Below are 23,298 nucleotides of genomic sequence, written 5' to 3'. Positions count from 1 at the left end.
ATGAGTAAAGTAATTATTATAGCTGAAGCTGGAGTAAACCATAATGGCGATATTCAAATAGCAAAAAAGTTAATCGATGTTGCCGTTGATGCAGGAGTTGATTATGTGAAATTTCAAACTTTTAAAGCTGACAGTTTAGTGAGTAAATCTGCTAAAAAAGCAGAGTATCAAAGTGTTAATATTAATGATGGTGATGACTCTCAGTATGCAATGCTGAAAAACTTAGAGTTAAGTCATGAAGATCATTTAGAATTAATGTCCTATTGTTCAGAAAGGAATATTAATTTTTTCTCGACTGCATTTGATGTGGACGGAGTAAACTATTTAAATGATTTAGGGCTTTCATTTTTTAAAATTCCTAGTGGAGAAATAACGAATTATCCTTATTTAAAAGCAGTAGCTTTATGTGGTAAACCTGTTATTATGTCGACAGGTATGTGTTCTCAAGATGAAATTGAAGAAGCCTTAAATGTTCTGATTAAATTTGGACTTAAGAAAGAAATGGTTTCAATTTTGCATTGCAATACACAATATCCAACTCCAATGAAGGATGTTAATCTTAAAGCAATGTTGTCTATAAAAGATAAATTTGGGGTTAATGTTGGATATTCAGATCATACTTTAGGTATAGAAGTTCCAATTGCGGCAGTAGCTTTAGGAGCACAAATAATAGAAAAACATTTCACATTAGATAGAACTTTGCCAGGGCCAGATCATGTCGCTTCGTTAGAACCATATGAATTGAAGGAAATGGTTAGAACGATTCGTAATATTGAATTAGCTATTAGCGGGAATGGAGAAAAAGTTCCTAGTGAAAGCGAAACAGTGAATATTGCTATAGCAAGAAAAAGTATTCATTTAAATAAAAATTTACCAAAAGAGCATGTTCTAACTGATGATGATCTTATCGCATTAAGGCCTGGAGATGGAATTTCTCCGATGGATTGGGAGGATATTATTGGAAAGAAATTAGTTGTGGATAAAACCAAGTTTGATAAACTTTTACTTTCGGATATTCAATGAAAATAGGAGTTTTAACAAGTTCAAGAGCTGATTACGGGATATATCTTCCTTTACTACATAAAATTAAGAACGATCCATTTTTTGAAATGGACATCATTGCTTTTGGAACTCACTTATCCAGAAATCACGGATATACTTTGAAAGATATTGAGAAAGACGGATACAGCTGTATACATACAATATCATCTTTAATTTCAAACGATGACCAAGAAGCTATTGCTTCATCTTATGGTTTAACAGTTTTGAAATTTGCAGATTTTTGGGAGAATCATAACTATGACTTAGTATTTTGTTTAGGTGATCGTTTTGAAATGAGTGCTGCAGTACAGGCAGGTATCCCTTTTGGAGTTAAATTTGCACATGTGCATGGAGGTGAAACTACTTTAGGTGCAATCGACAATATTTATCGTCATCAAATTTCGTTAGCATCAATTCTTCATTTTACTGCTACAGATGTATTCAGTCAAAGAGTTCAAAGTCTGATAGATTGTTCAGAAAATATATTTACTACAGGCTCATTGAGCTTAAATAATATAGAAAACTTTGATCCTATTAACAGAAAAATCTTTTTTGAGAAGTTTGATATAAAAGATAACGATTTTATTCTGGTAACATTTCATCCTGAAACGATGTCGACGAGAGATAATGTTAAATATGCTCAGGAGATGAAAAATGCTTTAAAAGAAATTTCAAAGAATAAATTCATTGTAATTACAATGCCTAATGCAGATACTCAGGGATCAATTTATAGAGAAGCAATTGAAAAGTTAAAAGAAGAAGCGTCTGATAGAATTTTGTTGATTGAAAATTTTGGAAAAGCAAATTATTTTTCAGCAATGTATTATGCGAAAGTATTATTAGGTAATACCTCAAGTGGAATATTAGAAGCGGCTTCATTTAATAAGTATGTTGTTAATGTTGGAGATAGACAAAAAGGTAGAGCGCAAAGCAGTAATATTATAAATTGTGATTTTGAAGAAAAAGCAATCGTTTCTTCAGTTCATAAAGCTATAGATTTAGATTCTTATAAGGGCGAGAATATTTATTTTAAATCAGATGCAGTAGATAAGATAATTAAAATCATTAAAGAATTTTTATGAGAGTTTACAAAGACCATTTAATTCTTGCAGGAAGTAAAATAAAACAAGCTCTGATCCAGTTCAATGAGTTATCGCAAGATGCTATACTTTTTGTAGTGGATAGTGAGGACAAGTTAATCGGCGCATTGACGGATGGAGATGTTAGACGTGGTTTACTAAAAGGGTTTACAATAGATTGTATTGTTGATGAAATTATTCAAGATAATCCAAGATATATAATTAAAGGCGAGAATAATCTTGTTAAAATCATTGAATACCGTGAAGGTGACTTTCGAATAGTTCCCGTTGTTGATGAAAGTCGTAAAGTTGTAAATGTTATAAATTTTAGAAAAATCAGATCATATTTGCCTATTGATGCAGTAATCATGGCTGGTGGAAGAGGGCAAAGATTACAACCATTAACAGATACCGTTCCGAAACCACTTCTTAAAGTAGGCGATAAAGCAATTATGGAACATAATTTAGATCGTTTGGCTTTATTTGGGATTGATGATTTTTGGGTCTCAGTAAAGTATTTAGGTGAGCAAATAGAAAATCATTTTGGGAAAGGTGAAAATAAGAACATTAAAATAGAATACGTTTGGGAAAATGAACCTTTAGGTACTATTGGTGCAGTCTCTCAGATAAAAAACTTTGAGCATGATTATATTTTGGTAACGAATTCTGATCTGCTTACTAATATTGATTATGAACAATTTTTTCTTGAGTTTATTAAGCAAAATGCAGATTTGGCAGTATTAACAATTCCTTATCAGGTGAACGTTCCTTATGCGGTATTAGAAACAAAGGATGGAGCTGTAAAAAGCTTCAAAGAAAAACCTATTTATACGTATTATTCTAACGGAGGTATTTATTTGATGAAAAAAGAGATGTTAAAATTCATTCCAAAAGAAACCTTTTTTAATGCTACCGATCTTATGGAAGAATTGATTAAAAATAATCTAAAAGTAATTTCATTTCCATTTTCAGGTTATTGGCTAGATGTTGGTAAACATGAAGATTTTGAGAAAGCTCATATAGATATTCATAATATAAAATTTTAGAATGAAAATATTAATAACTATTTGTGCTAGAGGTGGCTCTAAAGGAATACCAGGTAAAAATATAAAAAATATTAATGGTAAATCTTTGATAGGTTATTCTATTGATTTAACAAAGAAAATAGGAGAAAAGTTTGACGTAAAAGTAGCTTTATCTACTGATGATGAGGCGATTAAAATGACTGCAGAGTCATTTGGCATTTTTACAGAATATAAAAGACCAGATGATCTGGCCACAGATACAGCGGGAAAAATTGACACAATTAAAGATTTGTTGCTTTATGAGGAATCCCTAATTGAAGAGAAGTATGATTTTGTTTTAGATTTAGATGTAACGTCTCCATTACGGACGTTAAGCGATATAACAAATTCATTAGATGTAATGCTTGTAAATACTGAAGCATTAAACTTATTCTCAGTTAATCCCGCCGCTCGAAGTCCTTATTTTAACATGGTTGAAAAAAATGCAGATGGGTTTTATTCATTAGTGAAAACAAATCCGGACGGAAGTGTAATGACACGTCAATCTGCCCCAAAAGTATTTGAACTAAATGCTTCATTTTATTGGTACAGAAGATCTTTTTTCGAATCTGGGTCAAAGAGTGCAATTACAGATAAATCGTTGATATATGAAATGGATCATATATGTTTTGATTTAGATCATCCAATAGATTTTTTATTTATGGAGTATCTTCTTCAAACTAACAAACTTGATTTTGAGTTATGAAGATATTGATTGTCGGTTTAGGATCAATTGCTAGAAAACACATTACCGTTTTAAAAAGTTTAAAAATAGGTGCGTCTATTTATGCACTAAGATCAGATATAAGTTCAAAAGCTGAAGAAGGAATTGAAAATATTTATGATCTCGAAGATTTAAGTTTTTCTTTTAATTTTGCAATTATTTCAAATCCAACTAATTTGCATTTTCAATTTATAGAAAAGTTGGCAAAACTTAATATTCCCTTATTTATTGAGAAGCCGGCTGTACATACGTTAGAAAATGTAGCGCAATTAATTAATTTAATAGAGAATAGAAAACTGACTACTTATGTAGCTTGTAATTTAAGATTTCATCCGTGTATTACATTTCTGAAAAATAAGTTAATTAATGAAAGTTTAAAGATTAATGAAGTTAATGTTTATTGTGGTTCATATTTACCAGATTGGCGACCTAATGTAGATTTTAGAAAAATTTATAGTGCTAATGCCTCTATGGGAGGTGGAGTACATTTAGATTTGTTCCATGAATTAGATTATGTCAGTTGGCTATTTGGATTACCTAAAAACAGTAGCTCGACTCTTAGAAATGTGTCAAGCCTAAATATTGATGCGATCGATTATGCTAACTATATACTAGAGTATGATACTTTTACAGCTAGCGTTATATTAAATTATTACAGAAAAAAATCAAAGAGAGTAATTGAAATTGTTTTTGATAATGAGATTTTAGAAGTTGATTTAATTAATAGCCGCATTTTAAATGATGATAAAATATGTGTTTTTGAAGCTCCAAACTTTGAAATTAAAAACACTTACGTTGATCAATTAGATTATTTTATCAATTGCTTAAATGAAAATGTAATACCTATGAATTCTTTGAGAGAATCTGTAGAAATATTAAAAATTGTATTAAAAGATGAATAACAGATTAAAAAATAAGATAATTATAATTACAGGAGGCAATGGTCTGTTAGGTAAGGCGATTGTTAATCGTTTAATTTCTGAAGGGGCTTTTTGTATTAATTTTGAAATTAATCATGATACTAATGAAGATTTATCAAATGTTTATTGCGATATAACTGATACTGCTTCGATCGACAGTGCACTAGAAATAGTTTTAGAAAAATATAAAAAGATTGATGGGCTTGTAAATAATGCTTATCCCAGAACAAAAGATTGGGGGAATAAATTTGAAGATATCCTTTTTGAATCGTGGAAACAAAATGTGGATTGGCAATTAAATAGCTATTTCTATTTAACACAAAAAGTAGCCTCATCAATGGCCAAACAAAAAATGGGGAGCATAATCAATATGGCTTCTATTTATGGAGTTGTAGGTGCAGATTTTAATGTTTACGAAGGAACAACAATGACAATGCCAGCGGCCTATTCTGCAATAAAGGGCGCATTAGTAAATTTTACAAGATATGTAGCTTCTTATTTTGGACCACAGCAAGTTAGAGTTAATACTGTTTCTCCAGGAGGAATTTTTGATAACCAAAATGAAGTTTTTGTAAATAATTATTGTAAAAAAGTTCCGATGAGAAGATTAGGAACACCAGAAGATATTGCTCCAACAGTAGCCTTTTTACTTTCTGATGATTCGCAATATATCACGGGACAGAATTTAATTGTCGATGGAGGCTGGACAGCCATTTAATATAAATCAAAGTATAAAAAGTAATAGTAATGAGTGAAAATAGAATAACGTGGTGTAAGAATTGTTTAAACATGTCAACGAGACCTAGAATTACATTTGATCATAGAGGTTGGTGTAATGCTTGTCAATGGATGGAAGAGAAAAAACAAATCGATTGGTCGCATAGACAAAAGCAACTGGATGAATTAATTACAAAATATAAATCTACTAATGGAAATTTTGATTGTATAGTTCCAGTTAGTGGTGGAAAAGATGGTTCTTATGTGGCATATATGTTAAAGCATAAGTATGGTATGAATCCATTAGCTGTTACTGTGCGTCCAGCTTTATCGCTGCCAATTGGGGATCAAAATCTTTTTAACTTTATTCAATCGGGGTATGATCATATTCATATATCTCCCAATCCGGTAGTATTAGACAGGCTTAATAAGTACGGTTTTATTGAAAAAGGTTTCCCGTATTACGGATGGCTAATTGCTATTATGACAGCTTGTATTAAAACAGCAGCAAATTTTAAAATACCACTGATGTTTTATGGTGAAGACGGTGAAGTTGAATATGGTGGTTCTACCGAAAGTAAAAATAACCCATTGTACGATATCGAATATATGAAGAAAATATATTTAGAAGGAGGACATCAGATAGTTTTTGACAGAATTAGAGCAGATGGTGATATTTCTGAAGCTGATTTAGCATTTTTTAAATTTCCTACTGACGAAGAAGTTTCACAAATTGGACTTTCTTTTACGCACTGGTCCTATTTTGAAGCTTGGGATTCTTATCGTAATTATGTTGTGGCAAAAGAACACTGTGGATTAATTGAAAAAGAAGAAGGAAGTGTAGACACATTTACTAATTTTTCGCAAAATGATCAGGCTTTATATACATTACATGCGTATTTGATGTATTTGAAATTTGGTTTTGGAAGAGCAACTCAAGATGCCGGTATAGAAATAAGAAGAGGGTCTATGACGAGAGATCAGGCATTAAACCTTGTAAAAATGTATGATAATGCTTATCCTCATGATTTAATAGATGTCTTTTTAGATTATTATAAAATGACCAAAGAAGAATTTGATGCTGTTTTAGATAAGTATGCAAATAAAGATTTATTTGAGAAAATAGACGGTATCTGGTCACCTAAATTTACTCCAGGAGAAGATTTTACGATATGAAAATTGTGATAGCCGATTACGGCATGGGAAATATCAAATCTATTGTAAGTACTTTAAACTATTTAGGGGTTAACGATATTGTAATTTCCGCAGATTATAAAGTACTTGATAGCGCCGATAAAATTATTCTTCCGGGGGTTGGATCATTCAGGAAAGCAATGATACAGATAAAGGAGAATCATTTAGATAAGAATCTTGAAGAAATTGCTGTAAAAGGAAACAAACCTTTAATAGGAATTTGTTTGGGAATGCAACTTTTGGGTACTTCAAGTACAGAAGATGGTTTTACAGCAGGACTGGGGTTTGTTAATGGGCATTGTATAAAGTTTGATAATACAGATTTAAAAGTTCCACATGTTGGATTTAACCAGATAAAAACAGATTCTAAGTCAAAATTATATGAAGGCATACCTTTTGAATCTGATTTTTATTTTACCCATAGTTACAAAATGGTTAGTGAGCATGATATAGGCCAATCGCATTGTCACTACGATTCAGATTTTATTGCAAGTTTTGAATACAACAATATAGTAGGAGTCCAATTTCACCCCGAACTTAGCCAAAAAAATGGTCTCAGACTTCTGAAAAATTTTATAGAAAAATTCTAATGTTAAGAAAGAGAATAATATTCGCATTAATTTATAGCGATGGCTTTTTTATGCAAAGCCGTAACTTTAGATTGCAAAAAGTAGGGAATTTGAATTGGCTCGAAAAAAACTATAAATTTCAAAATATTGCCTTTTCTTTGGATGAATTAGTTGTTTTAAATGCAACTCGTGAAAATAAATCAATTATTGATTTTGCTAAGACTATTGAAAACTTGGTGAATGATGTTTTTATTCCAATTGCAGCGGGGGGAGGAATTAGATCAATGGAAGATGCTAAATTGCTTTTTAACAGTGGAGCAGATAAAATAGTTCTAAATTCAGTTTTGTATACAAATCCAGATTTAGTAAATTCATTAGTAGAGAGATATGGGTCGCAAAGTATTGTTGCTTCTATTGATTATAAAAAAAATGGTGAAAGTTTCGAAGTCTATATTAATGACGGATCTAATAAAATAGATCTAGATTTAGAAGATTACTTACATTATATAGAAAAACTTAATGTGGGAGAGATTTATCTAAATTCTATTGAAAACGATGGAACTGGTTTTGGGTATGACTTTGATACGATTGAAAGGTTTGAATCTCAAATTAAAATTCCACTCATAATTGCTGGTGGAGCCGGAAATGAGTCTCACTTTATGGATGGATTAAAATATAAAAATGTTAGCGCAGTTGCTACTGCAAACTTATTTAATTTCATTGGTGATGGTCTGCCAAAAGCACGAATAAAATTGATCGAATCTGGAGAAAATTTAGCAAATTGGAATGTTGATAATTGATATAGTAAAAAAAATTAAGTATAACTTAGGAGCCGATAGAATCGGTCCGGATCATCCATTTACACATTGGAAATTGTACTATAAAAAGCAAATGTTATCTCTGTGTAAAAAGAAATTTAAACATTTTTCAGACACAGCAGATTTTAGACCAGGAGCCTATGCTGTAGGATGTTCTAATATTGAAATTGGAAATCGTGTGGTAATTCGTCCTGGAGTTATGCTGTTTGGAGAATCTGAAACCCTTGAAACTTCAATTATTATTGAAGATAATGTTATGATGGGATGTGGAGTTCATATTTATATAAATAATCACAAATTTGACCAAAAAGATGTCCCACTTATTGATCAGGGATATTATCCGGATGAACCAGTTGTTTTAAAAAATGGATGTTGGATTGGTGCTAATTCTATTCTTTTACCAGGAATTACTGTGGGAATAAATTCTGTAGTTGGAGCAGGCTCAATTGTTACTAAATCTATACCTGATGGAGTTGTTGCTGTTGGAAGCCCCGCTAGAGTAGTTAAAGAAATTGCTAGATAAAAGAAATGCAAAAATCATATTCAAAGAATTATTTAAAAATTTATTTTTATCAAATTTTATCGATTGTACTAGGGTTTGCGTCTTTATTTATTGTTGTCCCTTTCCTGAGTAGTGATAAAATTACATATGGAATTTATACCGTTTGCATTTCAATTTCGATATTTTTGTCTTATGCAGACCTTGGTTTTTTAGGTGCAGGGATGAAGTATGCGGCGGAAAGTTTTTCCCGTGGAGATATAGATGAAGAGATAGAAATAATTGGATTTACCCATTTTGTACTATTTGTATTTTTAGTTTTACTTTCATCGGGTTTTTTATATTTAAGTTTTAATCCTCAATTGCTTATCAAAGATATAAAAGCTGAAGATCAAATTGATACAGCAAGTAACTTACTTCTTATATTAGCATTATTTTCACCTACGATAATTTTGCAGCGTATGATGCAAATGATATTTGGAATTAGGTTACAAGATTTCATTTTGCAGAAAATAAATATCATCGGAAATATAATTAAAATTAGTTCAGTGTTTTATTTTTTCGGCTTCGAAAAGTATAATATAGTGGGGTATTTCCTTTTTGTTCAAGTTGTAAATTTGTCATGTTCAATATTTGCAATGATAAAGGCAAAGAAAATTTTTAACTACAATTTTAAAGAATTGTTTAAGAAGTTAAGATTTAACAAAGTGATATTTTATAAGACTAAACATTTGGCTCTTTCGGGTTTAATTGTAACAATTTCATGGATTTTATATTATGAATTGGATTCTTTTGCGATAGGTAAACTTTTAGGAGCCAAAGAAGTTGCTATTTATGCTATCGGTTTGACAATTCTAAGTTTTTTCAGATCGCTTTTAGGAGTTTTCTTCTCGCCATTTTCGGCAAGATTTAATCACTTTATAGGGACAGACGTACAAGATGGATTAAGATCATTTTACCTTCATGTTATATCTATTTCTTTTCCAGTCGTAGTATTGCCAATTATTGCAATAGTAATCTTTTCAAAGCCATTTGTCATTTCATGGGTAGGTTTAGAATATCAAGAATCGATACAAATCGTTCAGTTGTTAATTGCCTGTAATATTTTAGCGTTTATTAGCTATCCGGCAGGAATGCTTATGGTGGCTCATGAGAAATTAAAAGAAATGTATATTGTAAGTTTTCTGATGCCAATAATTTATTGGGTAGGAATTTATTTTACAATAGATTTATTGGGATTAAAATCTTTTGCTCTGTTTAAATTTTTTGCTTTTTTTATTAGTGGACTTGTATACATGTGGTATTCTTTATCATTTTTAAAGATTTCGATGTTTAGTTTCCTCAAAGAGCAAATAGTTCCGTACCTACCTTCAATACTTTTTTTATCCCTTTCTCTTTATTTTTTTAATAACTACTTTGTTACAGATAAAGATAAATTGAATTTGGTGATTAATGCTGGAATAATTGCGCTAGTATTATTTATATCATTTGGGATTGGTATTTTAACGGTTAAAACATTAAGAAACTATTTTTATAGAACATTAAAATTATTAAAACCTGTCAAGAATGAGATTTGATAAAATTATATATATTAGATATATGCCTCTTACTAAAAAAATCTATACTGATTTTTATATGGAAGAAGTAGAAAAAGCAGGTTTGGAAGTAGAATATTGGGATCTGACTGCGCTATTTTTTAAGAGTAGCTCTTTTATGGAAGATGCTTCGGATCTTGTAAATACAAAGAAAATTAATTCATATTTAGAACTAGAACAAAATATTAAATCAGAACCTATGTTATCTAAGGTTCTTTTTATTTCTATAATGACATTTGAAGGAAGGATAATAAAGCTATATAAACTTCTAACAAAGTATAATTGCCAGCTATCGGTTTTCGGACGTAATATGTTTCCAGTAGCGTCATCTAAATCTTTTTTGCAAAATATAAAGCATATAAGGCTCTCAACAATAGTAAATAGGTTTAAGACTAAAAAACTTATCAAGTTAGTTAATGAAGGGAAAATAAAGAAGTATGATATTGTTTTCTTAGGAGGTTCTTTAGGTTGGCAAGGTATTGGTGTTATTGATCTTAATTATCTTAAAGGAATTGAGCAAGTAAAAGTGAATAGTGATGATTACGATAATTATTTATTGTTGAAAAATCAAGATAGTGTTAGTAGTGATAATTATATCCTTTTTTTAGATGAATATCTTCCATTGCATCCAGATACTGTTTTATTCAATATAAAAAATATCAAAGAAGAAGATTATTATCCACAACTAAACGATTATTTTGATCGTGTTGAAAAGCAGTTTAATCTCCCAGTTGTAATTGCGGCTCATCCGAAAGCAATTAGATATAAAACGGAAGACTTCTTTAACGGCCGAAAAGTTGTATTTCATGAAACAGTTGAGTTAACAAAAAATGCAGCTTTTGTAATTGCTCATGATAGTACATCGATAAACTATCCCATTGCATTTAATAAAAAAATACATTTTATTACTTCAAAAAACATTTTAAATGGTATCGAAATGGTTCATAGAAATGTATTGCATTTTGCAAATTATTTAGGATGTAATTATCAGTTTATAGATGACATCGACGAAATTAATTTGATAGACAAGATTAATATTAAAAATTACGAAAATTATAAGTATAGTTTTCAGACTTCAGCCGAGACAGAGAACAAACCGACAAGCGAGATATTTATTGACTTTTTGAAAAAGGATTTATGATATTAATTGTTTTTTTTAAAAGAATTATTTTAGATTTCGGTTTGCTAATCTTGAAACGAATAGAACTGTCGAAACAGATGGCAGGGAATGCTTCCTGTAAATTTTCTTCTTCTTCAGAAATTCTAAAAAGTACTTTTGGAAAATTTGTCGTTGTTTTTGACAATGTTCGTATTTATAATTCTAAAATTGATTCCTACTCATATATACAAATGGGAAGCCGGATTTTTAATTGTGAGATTGGAAAATTTTGTTCAATCGCAAGTAATGTATCTATAGCACCAGGTATTCATGATTTCAGTAAAGTTACAACACATCCGGCTTTAGTTGATAAATCAACACCTTTACCTAAAGTTTTTGCTAAAAAAGTTAACATAGTAAACTTTAAGAAAGTTTTTATTAGTAATGATGTATGGATTGGAGAAAAGGCAATAGTTCTTGATGGTGTAAAAATTGGGAATGGGGCCATTGTCGCGTCAGGAGCAGTAGTCGTTAGAGACGTAGAGCCATATTCTATAGTTGGAGGTGTACCTGCAAAGCATATTAAATATAGATTTGATCGGGAGACGATCGAACTTTTCGAAAAGAGTGAATGGTGGAACTACTCGGAGGAATGGTTTGAAAACAATGCCGATTTAATGTTGGATACTGAAATTTTTAAAGCCTATTTAAAAGATGATAAATAGAGTGTTTAATTATTTATACAGAAAGGGCTTTTATCTTCTCAATAATAGAAAGTATAAGCTTCTCTCTTCTACAGCCATTATTCAAAGATTACTGAGAGTAGATGGGAGAGAGAATATTTCGATTGAGAAAAATGTAATTATTCAGAAAATGACATGGATAGCGGCTGTGCCACTAACGTCCGAATCAAAATGCAATCTGGTAATTGGAGAAGGAAGTATAATAGGACATTTTAATCATATATATGCTACTGGAGAAATTATTTTAGGAAAAAATGTTCTAACTGCCGATAAAGTTTATATTTCTGATAATCTTCATCAATATGAAGATATTAATTTGCCAATCATGAATCAGGGTATTAAACAATTACCAAAATTAAAAATTGGTGATGGGACATGGATAGGTGAAAATGTATGTATTATAGGAGCTAATATTGGTAAAAATTGCGTTATAGGAGCAAATTCAGTAGTTACCAAAGACATACCCGATTATTGTGTAGCTGTGGGATCGCCGGCAAAAATTATAAAAAGATATAATATAACATTACAAAAATGGGAAAAAGTATAAAAAAAGTTTTAATTACTGGAGGAGCAGGTTTTATAGGCTCGAATGTTGCTAGAATTTTAATAAATGACGGATATGAAATTACAATTTTAGATAATTTTCTTCCGCAGATTCATGGGGAGAAGAATGAATTATCAGCCGATTTGAAGGATAAAGTAAGATTAATTGTGGGAGATGTTTCTGATAGGACGGTACTTTTCAACGCTTTAAAAGGACAGGATGCTGTTATTCATTATGCGGCAGAAACCGGTACAGGACAATCGATGTATGCTGTTTCACACTATACGAATGTAAACATACAAGCTACCGCAGATTTATGCGATTATATTATAAATGAATCTCATGATTTACAATCAGTTATAGTGGCTTCATCTCGTTCTATATATGGGGAGGGAAAATATATTTCTCCAGATTATGGAGTTGTATATCCTAATTCGAGAACATTTCAAAATGTAAAAGAGAGTTTCGAAGTTTGTTGTCCGGTCTCTGGAAAGAATAATTTGAATTTGGAAGCAACCGATGAATCTTCTAAAATTCATCCATCCTCTTTTTATGGCATAACGAAGCAGGTTCAGGAGCAAATGATTATTTTGGCAGCAAAATTGAAAAATATAAATGGTTATGCATTAAGGTATCAAAATGTTTACGGACCAGGTCAGTCTTTAAAAAATCCTTATACGGGGATCTTATCTATTTTCACTCGTTTAGCTTTGCAAGATGAGGATATAAATATCTTTGAAGATGGTTTAGAAAGTAGAGATTTTGTTCATATTCAAGATGTTGTTGATGCGACTATTCGCTGTTTGAAATTAGAAGAAAAAGGGCAGCATATATTAAATGTAGGAAGTGGTATACCAATAAATGTTATTGAAGTTGCAAATGAAATAGTTACTTACCTAAAAAGTAAATCCGAAATAAAAATATCTGGAGCTTTTAGAGAGGGAGACATCCGTCATAATTTTGCCGATCTGAGACTAATAAATGAGATTACTGGTTTCGAGCCAAAATGGAGTTTTAAGGAAGGCCTGCATAGTTTTATAGACTGGGCATTAGAACAGAATGATATCCCGAAAGATACTACAGATTATAAAAGATCTTTAGGAGAATTAAAAGAAAAAGGATTACTAAATGGATAATTTGAATATGCCTTTGGTAAGCATTGTTTTTACCAGTTACAATCACAAAGAATATCTAAAACAGGCGTTGGATAGTCTGGTTAAACAAACTTATTCAAATCTGGAGATAATAATTGTAGATGACTGTTCTACAGATGGGAGTCAAGAGATTTTAAAAGAATATGTACATCATTCCAATATAAATCTTAAACTTCAAACAGAAAATTCAGGAAGTTATGTAAAAGCGAGTAATTATGGAGCATCTTTTGCAAACGGGGAATATATTTTATTTGCACAATGCGATGATTTTGCAGAAGCCCATCAAATTCAGACACTAATTGAAAAATTTAAAGAATATCCTTCTGCCGGTGTTGTTTTTTCAAAGAGTAAACTTGTAGATGAAAAAGGAATTTCTTTCTCTGATGACTTTGTTGGAAGAGAAAAAAGTTTTAAGAAAGCGGTAGATAAAACAAGTTTAGTTTCTGGTGAAAAGATGAAGGAATTCCTCTCTTTTTCATGTGTCATTCCTAATTTAAGTGCAGCTTTAATCAAGCGGGAATTATTCTTAAAAGTGAATGGTTTATCTACGAGTTATCTAGTGGTCGCTGATTGGGAGTTTTGGCTAGACATGACTGAAGTGACTGATTTCGTATACGTATCTGAGCCTCTGAATTATTTTAGACAACATGCTACTACAATTAGAAGTAGTGTCAAAATGAAGACACAGATTATCGAAATATTTAAAATGTTTTACAATCATATTTCAAAAAATAATTTAACATCATCTCAAATAAACAAACTCAAAATGGGAGCTGGTGCTGTCTGGTTTTCATATTATTTAGAGAATAAAAAAACTTGGTATGAATGTTTTTCTGTGGTTCGGGAAGAAATAAAAAAAATAGAAAAGAATAACCTTTATTATTTATTTCTTGGAGCTAAAAAACATGTCAGTGTTTATTTGAATAAAAAATAATAAAGCTTAAGATAAAATCTTATGGTTTTAAATCAAAATATAAATGTTAATGAATAAAAGAATTTTAATTACTGGAGCGGCAGGTTTTTTAGGGTCACATTTATGTGATCGTTTTATTGCAGAGGGATATAGTGTCATTGGAATGGATAATCTGATTACGGGAGATTTAAAGAATATAGAACATCTATTTTCTTCCAATAATTTTGAGTTTTACAATCATGATGTGTCTAAGTTTGTGCATGTAAGCGGTGAATTAGATTACATTCTCCATTTTGCTTCCCCGGCTAGCCCAATCGATTATTTGAAAATTCCGATTCAGACTTTAAAGGTGGGATCACTAGGAACCCATAATTTATTAGGGTTAGCTAAAGAGAAAAAAGCAAGATTTTTAATAGCTTCTACTTCGGAGGTTTATGGGGATCCTACAATACATCCACAGCCAGAAGATTATTGGGGTAATGTAAATCCCGTTGGGCCAAGAAGTGTTTATGATGAAGCTAAAAGATTTCAAGAAGCAATAACAATGGCTTATCATACATTTCATGGTATAGAAACCAGAATTGTACGAATCTTTAATACATATGGACCAAGGATGAGGCTTAACGATGGCAGAGTTTTACCTGCGTTTATTGGACAGGCATTAAGAGGTGAAGACCTTACTATTTTTGGGGATGGTTCGCAAACGCGAGCGTTTTGTTATGTGGATGATTTAGTAGAAGGGATTTATAGATTACTTATGTCTGATTATGTATATCCGGTGAATATTGGAAATCCTGACGAAATTACAATCCGTGATTTTGCTGAAGAAATCATAAAGTTGACAGGGACTTCCCAGCAAATAATTTACAATCCACTTCCGCAAGATGACCCTAAGCAAAGGAAGCCGGATATTACTAAAGCGAGAGAACTTTTAAATTGGTATCCAAAGGTATCTCGTCAGGAAGGATTAAAGATTACCTACGAATATTTTAAAAATTTTACTGAAGAGCAGTTAGAAGCTACAAAAAAGAATAAGGAATTTTCTAAAGTTTAATTTTAATAAAATATACTAGGGCACTAATAAAGTTGAGAGATATAATTTTTACAAAACAAAATTTGAATGAATATTTTTTATATTCATTATTTTTGCTTCCATTATTAGGTACAAGTGTACCGGCATACATATTGGCTATCGGCTATTTACTTTTTAAAATAACGAGTTTTAAGTTTAAAATTCAGGATTTGTTTTTTTTAGCAATAATAGTTTTGTGGTTTTCATTGAAAACTCAACAATCTGATTTGAAAGCATGTACAGTTCTGTTTAGATATTACTTTGGATTCTATGTTTTTTATCTCTTTTTTAATAATATAAAAACATCATTAAAACTTGATAAATTATTATGGTTACTTTGCTTCGTTATCATTTTAGAAGCTTTTTTAATCAATACCATTTTACCAGTTCAATATTTGCCAAATTATCCAAAAGACGGATTAGGTGATTTTTTGGCAGAAACAAAAATTTTAGGTTTTTATCAAAGACCTTATAGTATTGGAACAAGTTCAACCATAACGAGCACTTTAGTTATGGTGTTGATTTTTTATGTATTTGGATTTTCTAAAGATAAGAATATTGATAAATCAAATAAGCTCTTGTTTCTTAGTATTTTTACTGTAATTATTTTGGGATCGGGAACAGGATATGCATTGTTATTAATGTTCTTGGTTTACAAGATAGGTCCGTTTAAAAATAAAATATCGGCCATCTTTTCCTTGAGTGCAATATTCTTAATATACTACATAATTTTTATACTTGATATAGGCTCTCTTGATGGATTAGATAAAATTTCAGCATTCTATCTCGAATTTTTGTATGATTTTAAAGCAACACAAATAGAAGAAGTTATATCTGTTTTGAAATCAGCACCTAATCAATTTTACATTGGACGTATATTTGAAGACGCTAAAGACTTAGTAATTTGGAGTGATTTTGCCTGGCTTAATTTATTTGAATGTACAGGATATATAGGACTTTATGTTACTATTTTCATTTTTATATTTAAAACTAATCGTTACAATTATATCCCAATTTTGGTTTTTTTAATTGGAGCAATTCATTATGGAGCGATTTATTCTTTACCAGGACAGTTATTGGCGGGATATTTTATGTCTACAAAGTTTAAAAATAATGAAATGTTAAAAAGTATTTAATTTAATAAAAAAAAGATTTAACAAACTTAATGGATAGTCAGTATTTATTTACAATTGTAATCCCCACGCACAATAGGGCAGATGATTTAAAAAGATGTTTAAATTCTCTTGCAAATCAAACATATAAAAATTTTGAAGTTTTAGTTTGTGATGATGGTTCGACAGATCATACAAAAGATATAGTAGAAAGTTTTCGGGATAATTTATCCTTGAAATATTTTTATAATGAAAATACTGGAGGACCTGCAGGTCCAAGAAATATCGGAATCGAGAATTCGCAGGCAGATTGGATTTGTTTTCTAGATTCTGATGATTGGTATACGGAAAACAGATTAGAGTTTCTTTCTAAATTAAATTTAGATGAATTTGATTTTTTATATCATGATCTAAATGTAATTCAAAATGGAAAGGTTATTAGAATCAATACTTCCAGAATTTTAAAAGAAAAAAATCCCTATAAGGATTTACTTTGTAATCTCAATGCAATTCCAACGTCATCTACATTTATACGAAAATCATTTCTGTTGGAAGCAAAGGGATTTAGCACTAATAAAGCTATAATTGGTCTTGAGGATTACCATTTATGGATAAGGGTTGCCAAATTAAAGGCTCGCTTCAGGTATCTTCCAAAAGCTTTAGGCTTTTATTTTATAGGAGACGATAATTTAACACTGCACGACCAAAGACAAATCGACAGATTTAAGGCACTTTACTCGGAATTTATAGAACAAAGTGATAATGCCCATTTTAAGAGTAAGATAATAGCAGCTCTAAATTACCAGACAGGTTGGATATTGGTTAATAATTCAGAACCTAAGAGAGCTTTCGGATCATTATTAAAGTCTCTTTCTTACGGATCAATTCCCATAAAAATGCGATCAATAAATATGCTGCTAAAAGGGATTAAAAAAGTAATAAAATAAAATGCTCATGAACGAACCTTTAGTAAGTATAGTAATTCCTTTTTATAATAATGAAACTACTTTACTAGATGCAGTTAAGTCTGTATTTATTCAAACATATCAAAATTGGGAACTTATATTATTGAATGACGGTTCTAAAGATAAAAGTTTAGAAATCGCAAATAGTATTAAAGATAAAAGAGTTAAGGTAGTTAATGATGGAAGTAATCGGGGTTTAGTCTTTAGACTAAATCAAGCGGTATCTTTAGTGAGTGGAGAATACATTGCCAGAATGGATGGAGATGATTTGATGCATCCCGAACGTATTGAGAAGCAAATGAAGATGTTTTTGTTAAATCCGGACGTTGATTTGGTTGATACAGGAGCATATTCAATAGATGAAGTTGGTATGCCTTTGGGAATTAGAGGGCTGGTTCCAATTCAATATGATGAAAAATTTATTATCAACAATGCGATGCTTTTACACGCTAGTATTATTGGGAAAAAAGAGTGGTTTATAAAAAATAAATACGATGAAGTATATGTTCGTGCCGAAGATAGAGAATTGTGGCTGAGAACTTATAAATATTCTAAATTTGAAAGAGTAAAAGAGCCCCTGTATATTGTAAGAGAAGGGAAAGTGAATGTTCGAAATTATGTGCAAAGTGTTAAAACTGTCAGAGAAATTTTGAAAGTCTATGGTCCTGAAATTTTTTCAAAAAAGGAGCTTAAGAAAGAACTTTTGAAAACATATTTAAAAACGTTCATTATAAAATTAGCTGGATTTTTAAATATTCATGATTATATTACAAGAAGAAGGAATAATTCACTTACAAATGAAGAAAAAAACGAGTTAATGAAAATAACAAGTCAAATAAAAAATTCGTTAATACAATAAAAACTAAAAATATCTATAATATGAAGAATAATTTTAATCGAAAGATTAAATTATTAAGAGTCGTTACGCAAGCCGAGGTAGTTCCATGGCATTTGGGTAATTTTATTGAAAGATCGAAGAATGATTATGAATTGTTTATTGTTGGAAATGGAGTAAGCCGATACAAAGATCAATATCCATATGTAACGTTTATAGATAATGAGATAGTAAGAAAGACTTCTGTCTTTTACGATATTAAAGCGTTGCTAAAGTTAGTTTTTATTTGCATTAGGATAAGACCTGAAATAATTCATTCAATAATGCCAAAAGCAGGTTTATTGTCACCTATAGCCGGGTTGTTTTCCTTTGTTCCTATTAGAATTCACACCTTTACCGGGCAAGTATGGGCAACAAAGAAAGGTTTTTCCAGAAAATTTTATAGATTAATTGATAAATTAATTTTTAAAGTGGCGACTATATGTCTTACAGATAGTCAATCACAATCTAATTTTTTGGCTGAAAATGGATTTTTAGTTAAAGGGGCTCCTATACAGTATTTAGGAAAAGGGTCTTTATCGGGAGTTAATTTAGATGTATTTGATCTGGATATTGTTAAAGAAAAAAATGTCCTGCGGTCTGAATTAGGAATTGATGAAAATGATTTTGTCTATGTGTTTTTGGCAAGAAAATCGATTGTAAAAGGGATAAAAGAGTTAATCGAAAGTTTTGCAAAAGTTGCATATTTACCAAATGTGAAACTGCTTTTTATAGGTCCTGATGAGTCAGATGGTTATTTGGATGGTTTATTAGCAGAGAATAAGCAAATATCTAATAAAATTATAAGTTTAGGTATTGTGAAAAATCATGAAAAATATCTCGCAATTAGTGATGTTTTATGTTTGCCAAGTAGCAGTGAAGGATTTGGAACAATTGTAATTGAAGCGGCGGCACTTGAGGTTCCATCGATCGGATTTGATATTGTTGGTTTATCAGACTCGATTGAAAATAAATATTCAGGTTTGTTGGTTCCGTTGAAAGATACCGATAAATTCTCTGAAGCAATGATTATGCTGTATAAGGACAAAGAATATTTAAACGAATTAAAGATAAATGCAAGAGAGAGGGTTATAAAATATTTTTCTGCTGATGCGATCTATTCATTTCAAAATGAATTTTATAAATCTTTACTGAAATAATTTATACTAAGTTATAATGAAAATTATTGTTACCGGAGCTTCCGGTTTTGTTGGACAAAACCTTTCTCATTATTTAAGTGAAAATTCACATAAAGTAGATTCCATTTCTTTAAGAAATTCGACTTGGAAGGGATCTTTGGCAGGAGATGTAATTATACATCTGGCAGGTAAAGCTCATGATACTAAAAAAACTAGTGATACTTCGGAGTATTTTAAAATTAATACAGATTTAACTAAAGATTTGTTTGATGCTTTTCTACAAAGTGAAGTTCAAGATTTTATTTATTTCAGTAGTGTAAAAGCTGTTGCTGATGAGGTTTCTAATGTTTTAAATGAAGAGGTTGTCGGAAACCCAATAACACCCTATGGTAAATCTAAGTTACTAGCGGAAGAGTATATTTTATCTAAAGAAATTCCAATGAATAAAAGGGTCTTTATTATTAGACCCTGTATGATTCACGGTCCGGGAAATAAGGGGAATTTAAATTTACTTTATAGTGTGGTAAAAAAAGGAATTCCATATCCTTTAGCGGCTTTTGAAAATAAGAGATCGTTTCTTGGTATTGATAACCTTAACTATATGATCAAAGAAATCTTAGAAAATAGAAATATTGCTTCTGGAATTTACAATTTTGCGGATGATGATGTTGTATCTACAAATGATTTGGTTAAAATTATATCTTTGACTTTAAAAAGAAACAATAGATCGATTTCAATTCCAAAACCAATTATAAATGGAATTGCTAAAATTGGAGACATCATTAATTTTCCTTTAAATTCAGAAACTATTCAGAAATTAACGGAAAACTATATGGTTTCAAATGAAAAAATTAAATCAGCTATTGGAATTGAGAAACTTCCTGTTTCAGCTGAACAGGGATTACAAAAAACAATAAAAAGTTTTATAAGTAAATAATGGAATATACAATTCTGGGAATTCTTTTAATGATCATAATGCTACTTTATTTCAAAGTTGCAGATCGTTTTAATATAATTGACAAGCCTAATCAAAGAAGTTCTCATACAGAAATAACATTGCGAGGAGGTGGGATTATTTTTTGGTTTTCTGCTCTGCTTTATTTTGTTCAGAATGTTAATAATAATTACTCTTTCTTTGTCGGAATTACCTTGGTTAGTTTAGTTAGCTTTTGGGATGATATTCAGAGTTTATCAAATAAAATTAGAATATCTGTTCAATTTTTAGCAATAACTTTAATTTTTCTCGAAATTGGGCTTTTTAGTTCTGTTCATCCTTTTGGAATCATAATAGCTTATATTTTATCCATAGGGCTAATTAATGCTTATAATTTTATGGATGGTATAAACGGGATAACCGGACTTTATACTTTATCTGTAATGGGAGCACTATTGTATGTAAATACGAAGGTTCAGCTTTTTACAGATGCAACTTTTATAAAATATGCAATAATAGCGAGTTTAGTTTTTTTATTTTTTAATTATAGAAAGAAAGCAAAATGCTTCGCAGGTGATGTAGGAAGTATTGCAATAGCATTCTGGGTAATTTATTTAGTATTAAAGCTTATTCTAAGCACAAGTTCAGTTATTTGGCTTCTTTTTTTAGCTGTTTATGGAGTTGATGCTATCTGTACAATTTTGCATAGATTGTATTTAAAGCAAAATATATTTGAAGCACATCGTTTGCATTTGTATCAGGTTTTGAGTAACGAATATAAGGTTCAGCATAGAATTGTTGCTGCAATTTATGCGGTTACTCAATTACTAGTTTCTGCTTTGGTTATTGGTTTATACCAAAAAGTAGAAGATGTAGTTTTATTTGTGATTATAATTGTACCACTACTTCTGATATATACTTTGAAATTTTACTTGTTGAGTAAAAGTAATTTGAAAGCTACTATATGATTCCAAAGATAATTGAAGGCGGTAGTTTTTCAGATCATCGCGGAACTATTTCATATGTAAATGATTTTAGTTTTGTAGGTATAGAGAGATTTTACATCATTAGTAATTCCTCTGAAAATCCAATTCGTGCCTGGCAAGGACATAAATTAGATTCTAAAAATTTTTATTGCCTAAATGGATCTTTCAATATTCATTTTATTAAAATTGATAACTGGGAGAATCCTTCTAAAGATTTATTAATTGAGACCGTTTTTGTCTCTGAATCTGATAGTAAAATAGTTCATATCCCAGCAGGTTACGCAAATGCTATCGAATCCTTAGAAGCAGGTTCAAAACTAATGTCTTTTGCCAGTTTACCACTATCTGGTGTAAGTGAGGACGATGTTCGTTATCCTTCGAATTATTGGTCAATAGATGGATAAAGAGAGGATTTATTTATCATTATCACAACAGACAGGCTTTGAGAATGAATATATTCAAAAAGCATTACAGACAAATTGGATAACTTCCGGAGGACCTAATGTTGAAGAATTCGAGTATAAACTTGAAAATTATTATAAAAATGAATCGTTTGTTGCAGCATTAAACTCAGGGACGTCGGCAATTCATTTGGCATTGATTTTATTAGGAGTTAAATCAGATGATGAGGTAATTTGCCAGACCATGACATTTTCGGCATCAGCTAATCCTATCTTATATCAAGGTGCAAAACCTGTTTTTATTGATAGTGAAAGTGATACCTGGAATATTTGTCCCGAGAGTTTAGAAAATGCCATAAATGATCGTATAAAAAGAGGAAAGAAGCCAAAGGCTATAATTGCAGTACATTTATATGGTACCCCTTATAAAGTTGATGAAGTTCATGCTGTTGCTGATCGTTATGAAATACCTGTTATAGAAGATAGTGCTGAAGCCCTTGGTAGTTCTTACAAAGGAAAGAAATGTGGAAGTTTTGGAAGTTTTGGAGTTTTATCTTTTAATGGTAACAAAATTATTACTACTTCAAACGGAGGGGCATTAATTTCTAATTCCAAAGAGACAAAAGAACAAGCCATTTTTTATGCAACTCAGTCAAAAGACAAAGCGGTTCATTATCAGCATAGCAAGATAGGCTACAATTATAGAATGAGTAATATTTGTGCTGGTATTGGTCTAGGGCAAATGAAAAGTTTGGAGGCAAATATTGAATCAAAAGTTATAAATCATAACTTTTATAAAAATATCTTTAGCTCAATTGATAATATTGAACTTTTCGAAGTTCATGATGAAGATTATTTATCAAATTATTGGTTAAATACCATTTTGATTGAGCCAGATATAGATAGTAATATAGACAGAGAGAGTTTGCGATTGGTTTTTGAAAAAGAAAATATTGAAAGCCGTCCACTTTGGAAGCCCATGCATTTACAGCCTATTTTTGAAAAGTACCCATATTATGGAAGTAGAATTGCAGAAGATTTGTTTGAAAAAGGATTATGTTTGCCTTCAGGATCGAATCTTACAAATGAAAATAAAAATAGAATTGAGGAAGTGATTACTACTTTTTTTAAATATTAATTTA

Annotated in this window: 25 protein-coding genes; all 25 read left to right on the top strand. The window is 30.6% G+C overall.

The genetic code is table 11. The features are described 5' to 3' along the window. From neuB to OLM58_RS04205, 25 genes are read left to right on the top strand one after another with little or no spacing between them, the layout of a single operon-like run. A complete protein-coding gene (gene neuB, locus OLM58_RS04325) occupies positions 1-1,023 on the top strand; it encodes an N-acetylneuraminate synthase (protein WP_264531351.1) in 1,023 nt (340 codons plus the stop codon). Next, positions 1,020-2,123: a UDP-N-acetylglucosamine 2-epimerase gene (gene neuC / locus OLM58_RS04320; protein WP_264531350.1), complete on the top strand. Its 1,104-nt coding sequence runs from the start codon at positions 1,020-1,022 to the stop codon at positions 2,121-2,123. Before neuB ends, neuC begins: the two co-directional genes overlap by 4 nt. Next, positions 2,120-3,166 (top strand): nucleotidyltransferase family protein, encoded by a 1,047-nt coding sequence (locus OLM58_RS04315; protein ID WP_264531349.1) that lies wholly within the window; start codon positions 2,120-2,122, stop codon positions 3,164-3,166. Before neuC ends, OLM58_RS04315 begins: the two co-directional genes overlap by 4 nt. 1 nt (position 3,167) lies before the next feature. Beyond that, positions 3,168-3,890 carry an acylneuraminate cytidylyltransferase family protein gene (locus tag OLM58_RS04310; RefSeq protein ID WP_264531348.1) on the top strand — a complete coding sequence of 241 codons (723 nt, stop codon included), beginning with the start codon at positions 3,168-3,170 and terminating at the stop codon, positions 3,888-3,890. Continuing rightward, positions 3,887-4,810 carry a Gfo/Idh/MocA family protein gene (locus tag OLM58_RS04305; protein WP_264531347.1) on the top strand — a complete coding sequence of 308 codons (924 nt, stop codon included), beginning with the start codon at positions 3,887-3,889 and terminating at the stop codon, positions 4,808-4,810. Before OLM58_RS04310 ends, OLM58_RS04305 begins: the two co-directional genes overlap by 4 nt. After that, positions 4,803-5,546, top strand: a complete 744-nt coding sequence (locus OLM58_RS04300; protein ID WP_264531346.1) for an oxidoreductase — start codon at positions 4,803-4,805, stop codon at positions 5,544-5,546. The genes OLM58_RS04305 and OLM58_RS04300 overlap by 8 nt, the downstream gene beginning before the upstream one ends. A 29-nt stretch (positions 5,547-5,575) precedes the next feature. Continuing rightward, the gene (locus OLM58_RS04295; RefSeq protein ID WP_264531345.1) at positions 5,576-6,721 is read left to right on the top strand and encodes an N-acetyl sugar amidotransferase; all 1,146 of its coding nucleotides are present in this window, start codon (positions 5,576-5,578) and stop codon (positions 6,719-6,721) included. Beyond that, positions 6,718-7,329, top strand: a complete 612-nt coding sequence (hisH, locus tag OLM58_RS04290) for an imidazole glycerol phosphate synthase subunit HisH (RefSeq protein ID WP_264531344.1) — start codon at positions 6,718-6,720, stop codon at positions 7,327-7,329. Before OLM58_RS04295 ends, hisH begins: the two co-directional genes overlap by 4 nt. Then, positions 7,329-8,108, top strand: a complete 780-nt coding sequence (locus OLM58_RS04285; protein ID WP_264531343.1) for a HisA/HisF-related TIM barrel protein — start codon at positions 7,329-7,331, stop codon at positions 8,106-8,108. The genes hisH and OLM58_RS04285 overlap by 1 nt, the downstream gene beginning before the upstream one ends. Then, positions 8,095-8,649, top strand: a complete 555-nt coding sequence (locus tag OLM58_RS04280) for an acyltransferase (RefSeq protein WP_264531342.1) — start codon at positions 8,095-8,097, stop codon at positions 8,647-8,649. Before OLM58_RS04285 ends, OLM58_RS04280 begins: the two co-directional genes overlap by 14 nt. A 5-nt stretch (positions 8,650-8,654) precedes the next feature. Further along, the gene (locus OLM58_RS04275; protein WP_264531341.1) at positions 8,655-10,202 is read left to right on the top strand and encodes a polysaccharide biosynthesis protein; all 1,548 of its coding nucleotides are present in this window, start codon (positions 8,655-8,657) and stop codon (positions 10,200-10,202) included. Next, on the top strand, positions 10,192-11,361 hold the full coding sequence (locus tag OLM58_RS04270) for a hypothetical protein (RefSeq protein ID WP_264531340.1): 1,170 nt from the start codon (positions 10,192-10,194) through the stop codon (positions 11,359-11,361). Before OLM58_RS04275 ends, OLM58_RS04270 begins: the two co-directional genes overlap by 11 nt. A 50-nt stretch (positions 11,362-11,411) precedes the next feature. After that, a complete protein-coding gene (locus OLM58_RS04265; RefSeq protein WP_264531339.1) occupies positions 11,412-12,044 on the top strand; it encodes a CatB-related O-acetyltransferase in 633 nt (210 codons plus the stop codon). After that, positions 12,034-12,609 (top strand): acyltransferase, encoded by a 576-nt coding sequence (locus OLM58_RS04260; RefSeq protein ID WP_319802363.1) that lies wholly within the window; start codon positions 12,034-12,036, stop codon positions 12,607-12,609. The genes OLM58_RS04265 and OLM58_RS04260 overlap by 11 nt, the downstream gene beginning before the upstream one ends. After that, positions 12,594-13,742 (top strand): NAD-dependent epimerase/dehydratase family protein, encoded by a 1,149-nt coding sequence (locus OLM58_RS04255; protein WP_264531338.1) that lies wholly within the window; start codon positions 12,594-12,596, stop codon positions 13,740-13,742. The genes OLM58_RS04260 and OLM58_RS04255 overlap by 16 nt, the downstream gene beginning before the upstream one ends. Beyond that, positions 13,735-14,694, top strand: coding sequence for a glycosyltransferase (locus OLM58_RS04250; protein ID WP_264531337.1), 960 nt, complete (start codon positions 13,735-13,737; stop codon positions 14,692-14,694). The genes OLM58_RS04255 and OLM58_RS04250 overlap by 8 nt, the downstream gene beginning before the upstream one ends. Before the next feature lie 49 nt (positions 14,695-14,743). Then, positions 14,744-15,727 carry a UDP-glucuronic acid decarboxylase family protein gene (locus OLM58_RS04245; protein WP_264531336.1) on the top strand — a complete coding sequence of 328 codons (984 nt, stop codon included), beginning with the start codon at positions 14,744-14,746 and terminating at the stop codon, positions 15,725-15,727. A 32-nt stretch (positions 15,728-15,759) separates the two neighbouring features. Next, positions 15,760-16,881 (top strand): hypothetical protein, encoded by a 1,122-nt coding sequence (locus OLM58_RS04240; RefSeq protein WP_264531335.1) that lies wholly within the window; start codon positions 15,760-15,762, stop codon positions 16,879-16,881. Positions 16,882-16,910: 29 nt separating this feature from the next. Further along, complete coding sequence (locus OLM58_RS04235; protein ID WP_264531334.1) at positions 16,911-17,804, top strand: glycosyltransferase family 2 protein; 894 nt, start codon at positions 16,911-16,913, stop codon at positions 17,802-17,804. A 7-nt stretch (positions 17,805-17,811) separates the two neighbouring features. Beyond that, positions 17,812-18,681, top strand: coding sequence for a glycosyltransferase family 2 protein (locus tag OLM58_RS04230; RefSeq protein ID WP_264531333.1), 870 nt, complete (start codon positions 17,812-17,814; stop codon positions 18,679-18,681). 20 nt (positions 18,682-18,701) lie between these two features. Further along, positions 18,702-19,856 (top strand): glycosyltransferase, encoded by a 1,155-nt coding sequence (locus OLM58_RS04225; RefSeq protein WP_264531332.1) that lies wholly within the window; start codon positions 18,702-18,704, stop codon positions 19,854-19,856. A 16-nt stretch (positions 19,857-19,872) separates the two neighbouring features. Beyond that, positions 19,873-20,772, top strand: a complete 900-nt coding sequence (locus OLM58_RS04220; protein WP_264531331.1) for an NAD-dependent epimerase/dehydratase family protein — start codon at positions 19,873-19,875, stop codon at positions 20,770-20,772. Continuing rightward, positions 20,772-21,737, top strand: coding sequence for an MraY family glycosyltransferase (locus tag OLM58_RS04215; protein ID WP_264531330.1), 966 nt, complete (start codon positions 20,772-20,774; stop codon positions 21,735-21,737). The genes OLM58_RS04220 and OLM58_RS04215 overlap by 1 nt, the downstream gene beginning before the upstream one ends. Next, entirely contained in the window at positions 21,734-22,159 is a 426-nt protein-coding gene (locus tag OLM58_RS04210) for an FdtA/QdtA family cupin domain-containing protein (RefSeq protein WP_264531329.1), read from the top strand. The genes OLM58_RS04215 and OLM58_RS04210 overlap by 4 nt, the downstream gene beginning before the upstream one ends. Next, positions 22,152-23,294 carry a DegT/DnrJ/EryC1/StrS family aminotransferase gene (locus OLM58_RS04205; RefSeq protein WP_264531328.1) on the top strand — a complete coding sequence of 381 codons (1,143 nt, stop codon included), beginning with the start codon at positions 22,152-22,154 and terminating at the stop codon, positions 23,292-23,294. The genes OLM58_RS04210 and OLM58_RS04205 overlap by 8 nt, the downstream gene beginning before the upstream one ends. The last annotated feature ends 4 nt before the right edge of the window (positions 23,295-23,298 follow it).

The organism is Flavobacterium sp. N502540 (genome assembly GCF_025947365.1).
Classification (GTDB): Bacteria; Bacteroidota; Bacteroidia; order Flavobacteriales; family Flavobacteriaceae; genus Flavobacterium.
Note: the sequence above shows the minus strand (reverse complement) of the source record. Positions and strands in the feature narration are given on the sequence as shown.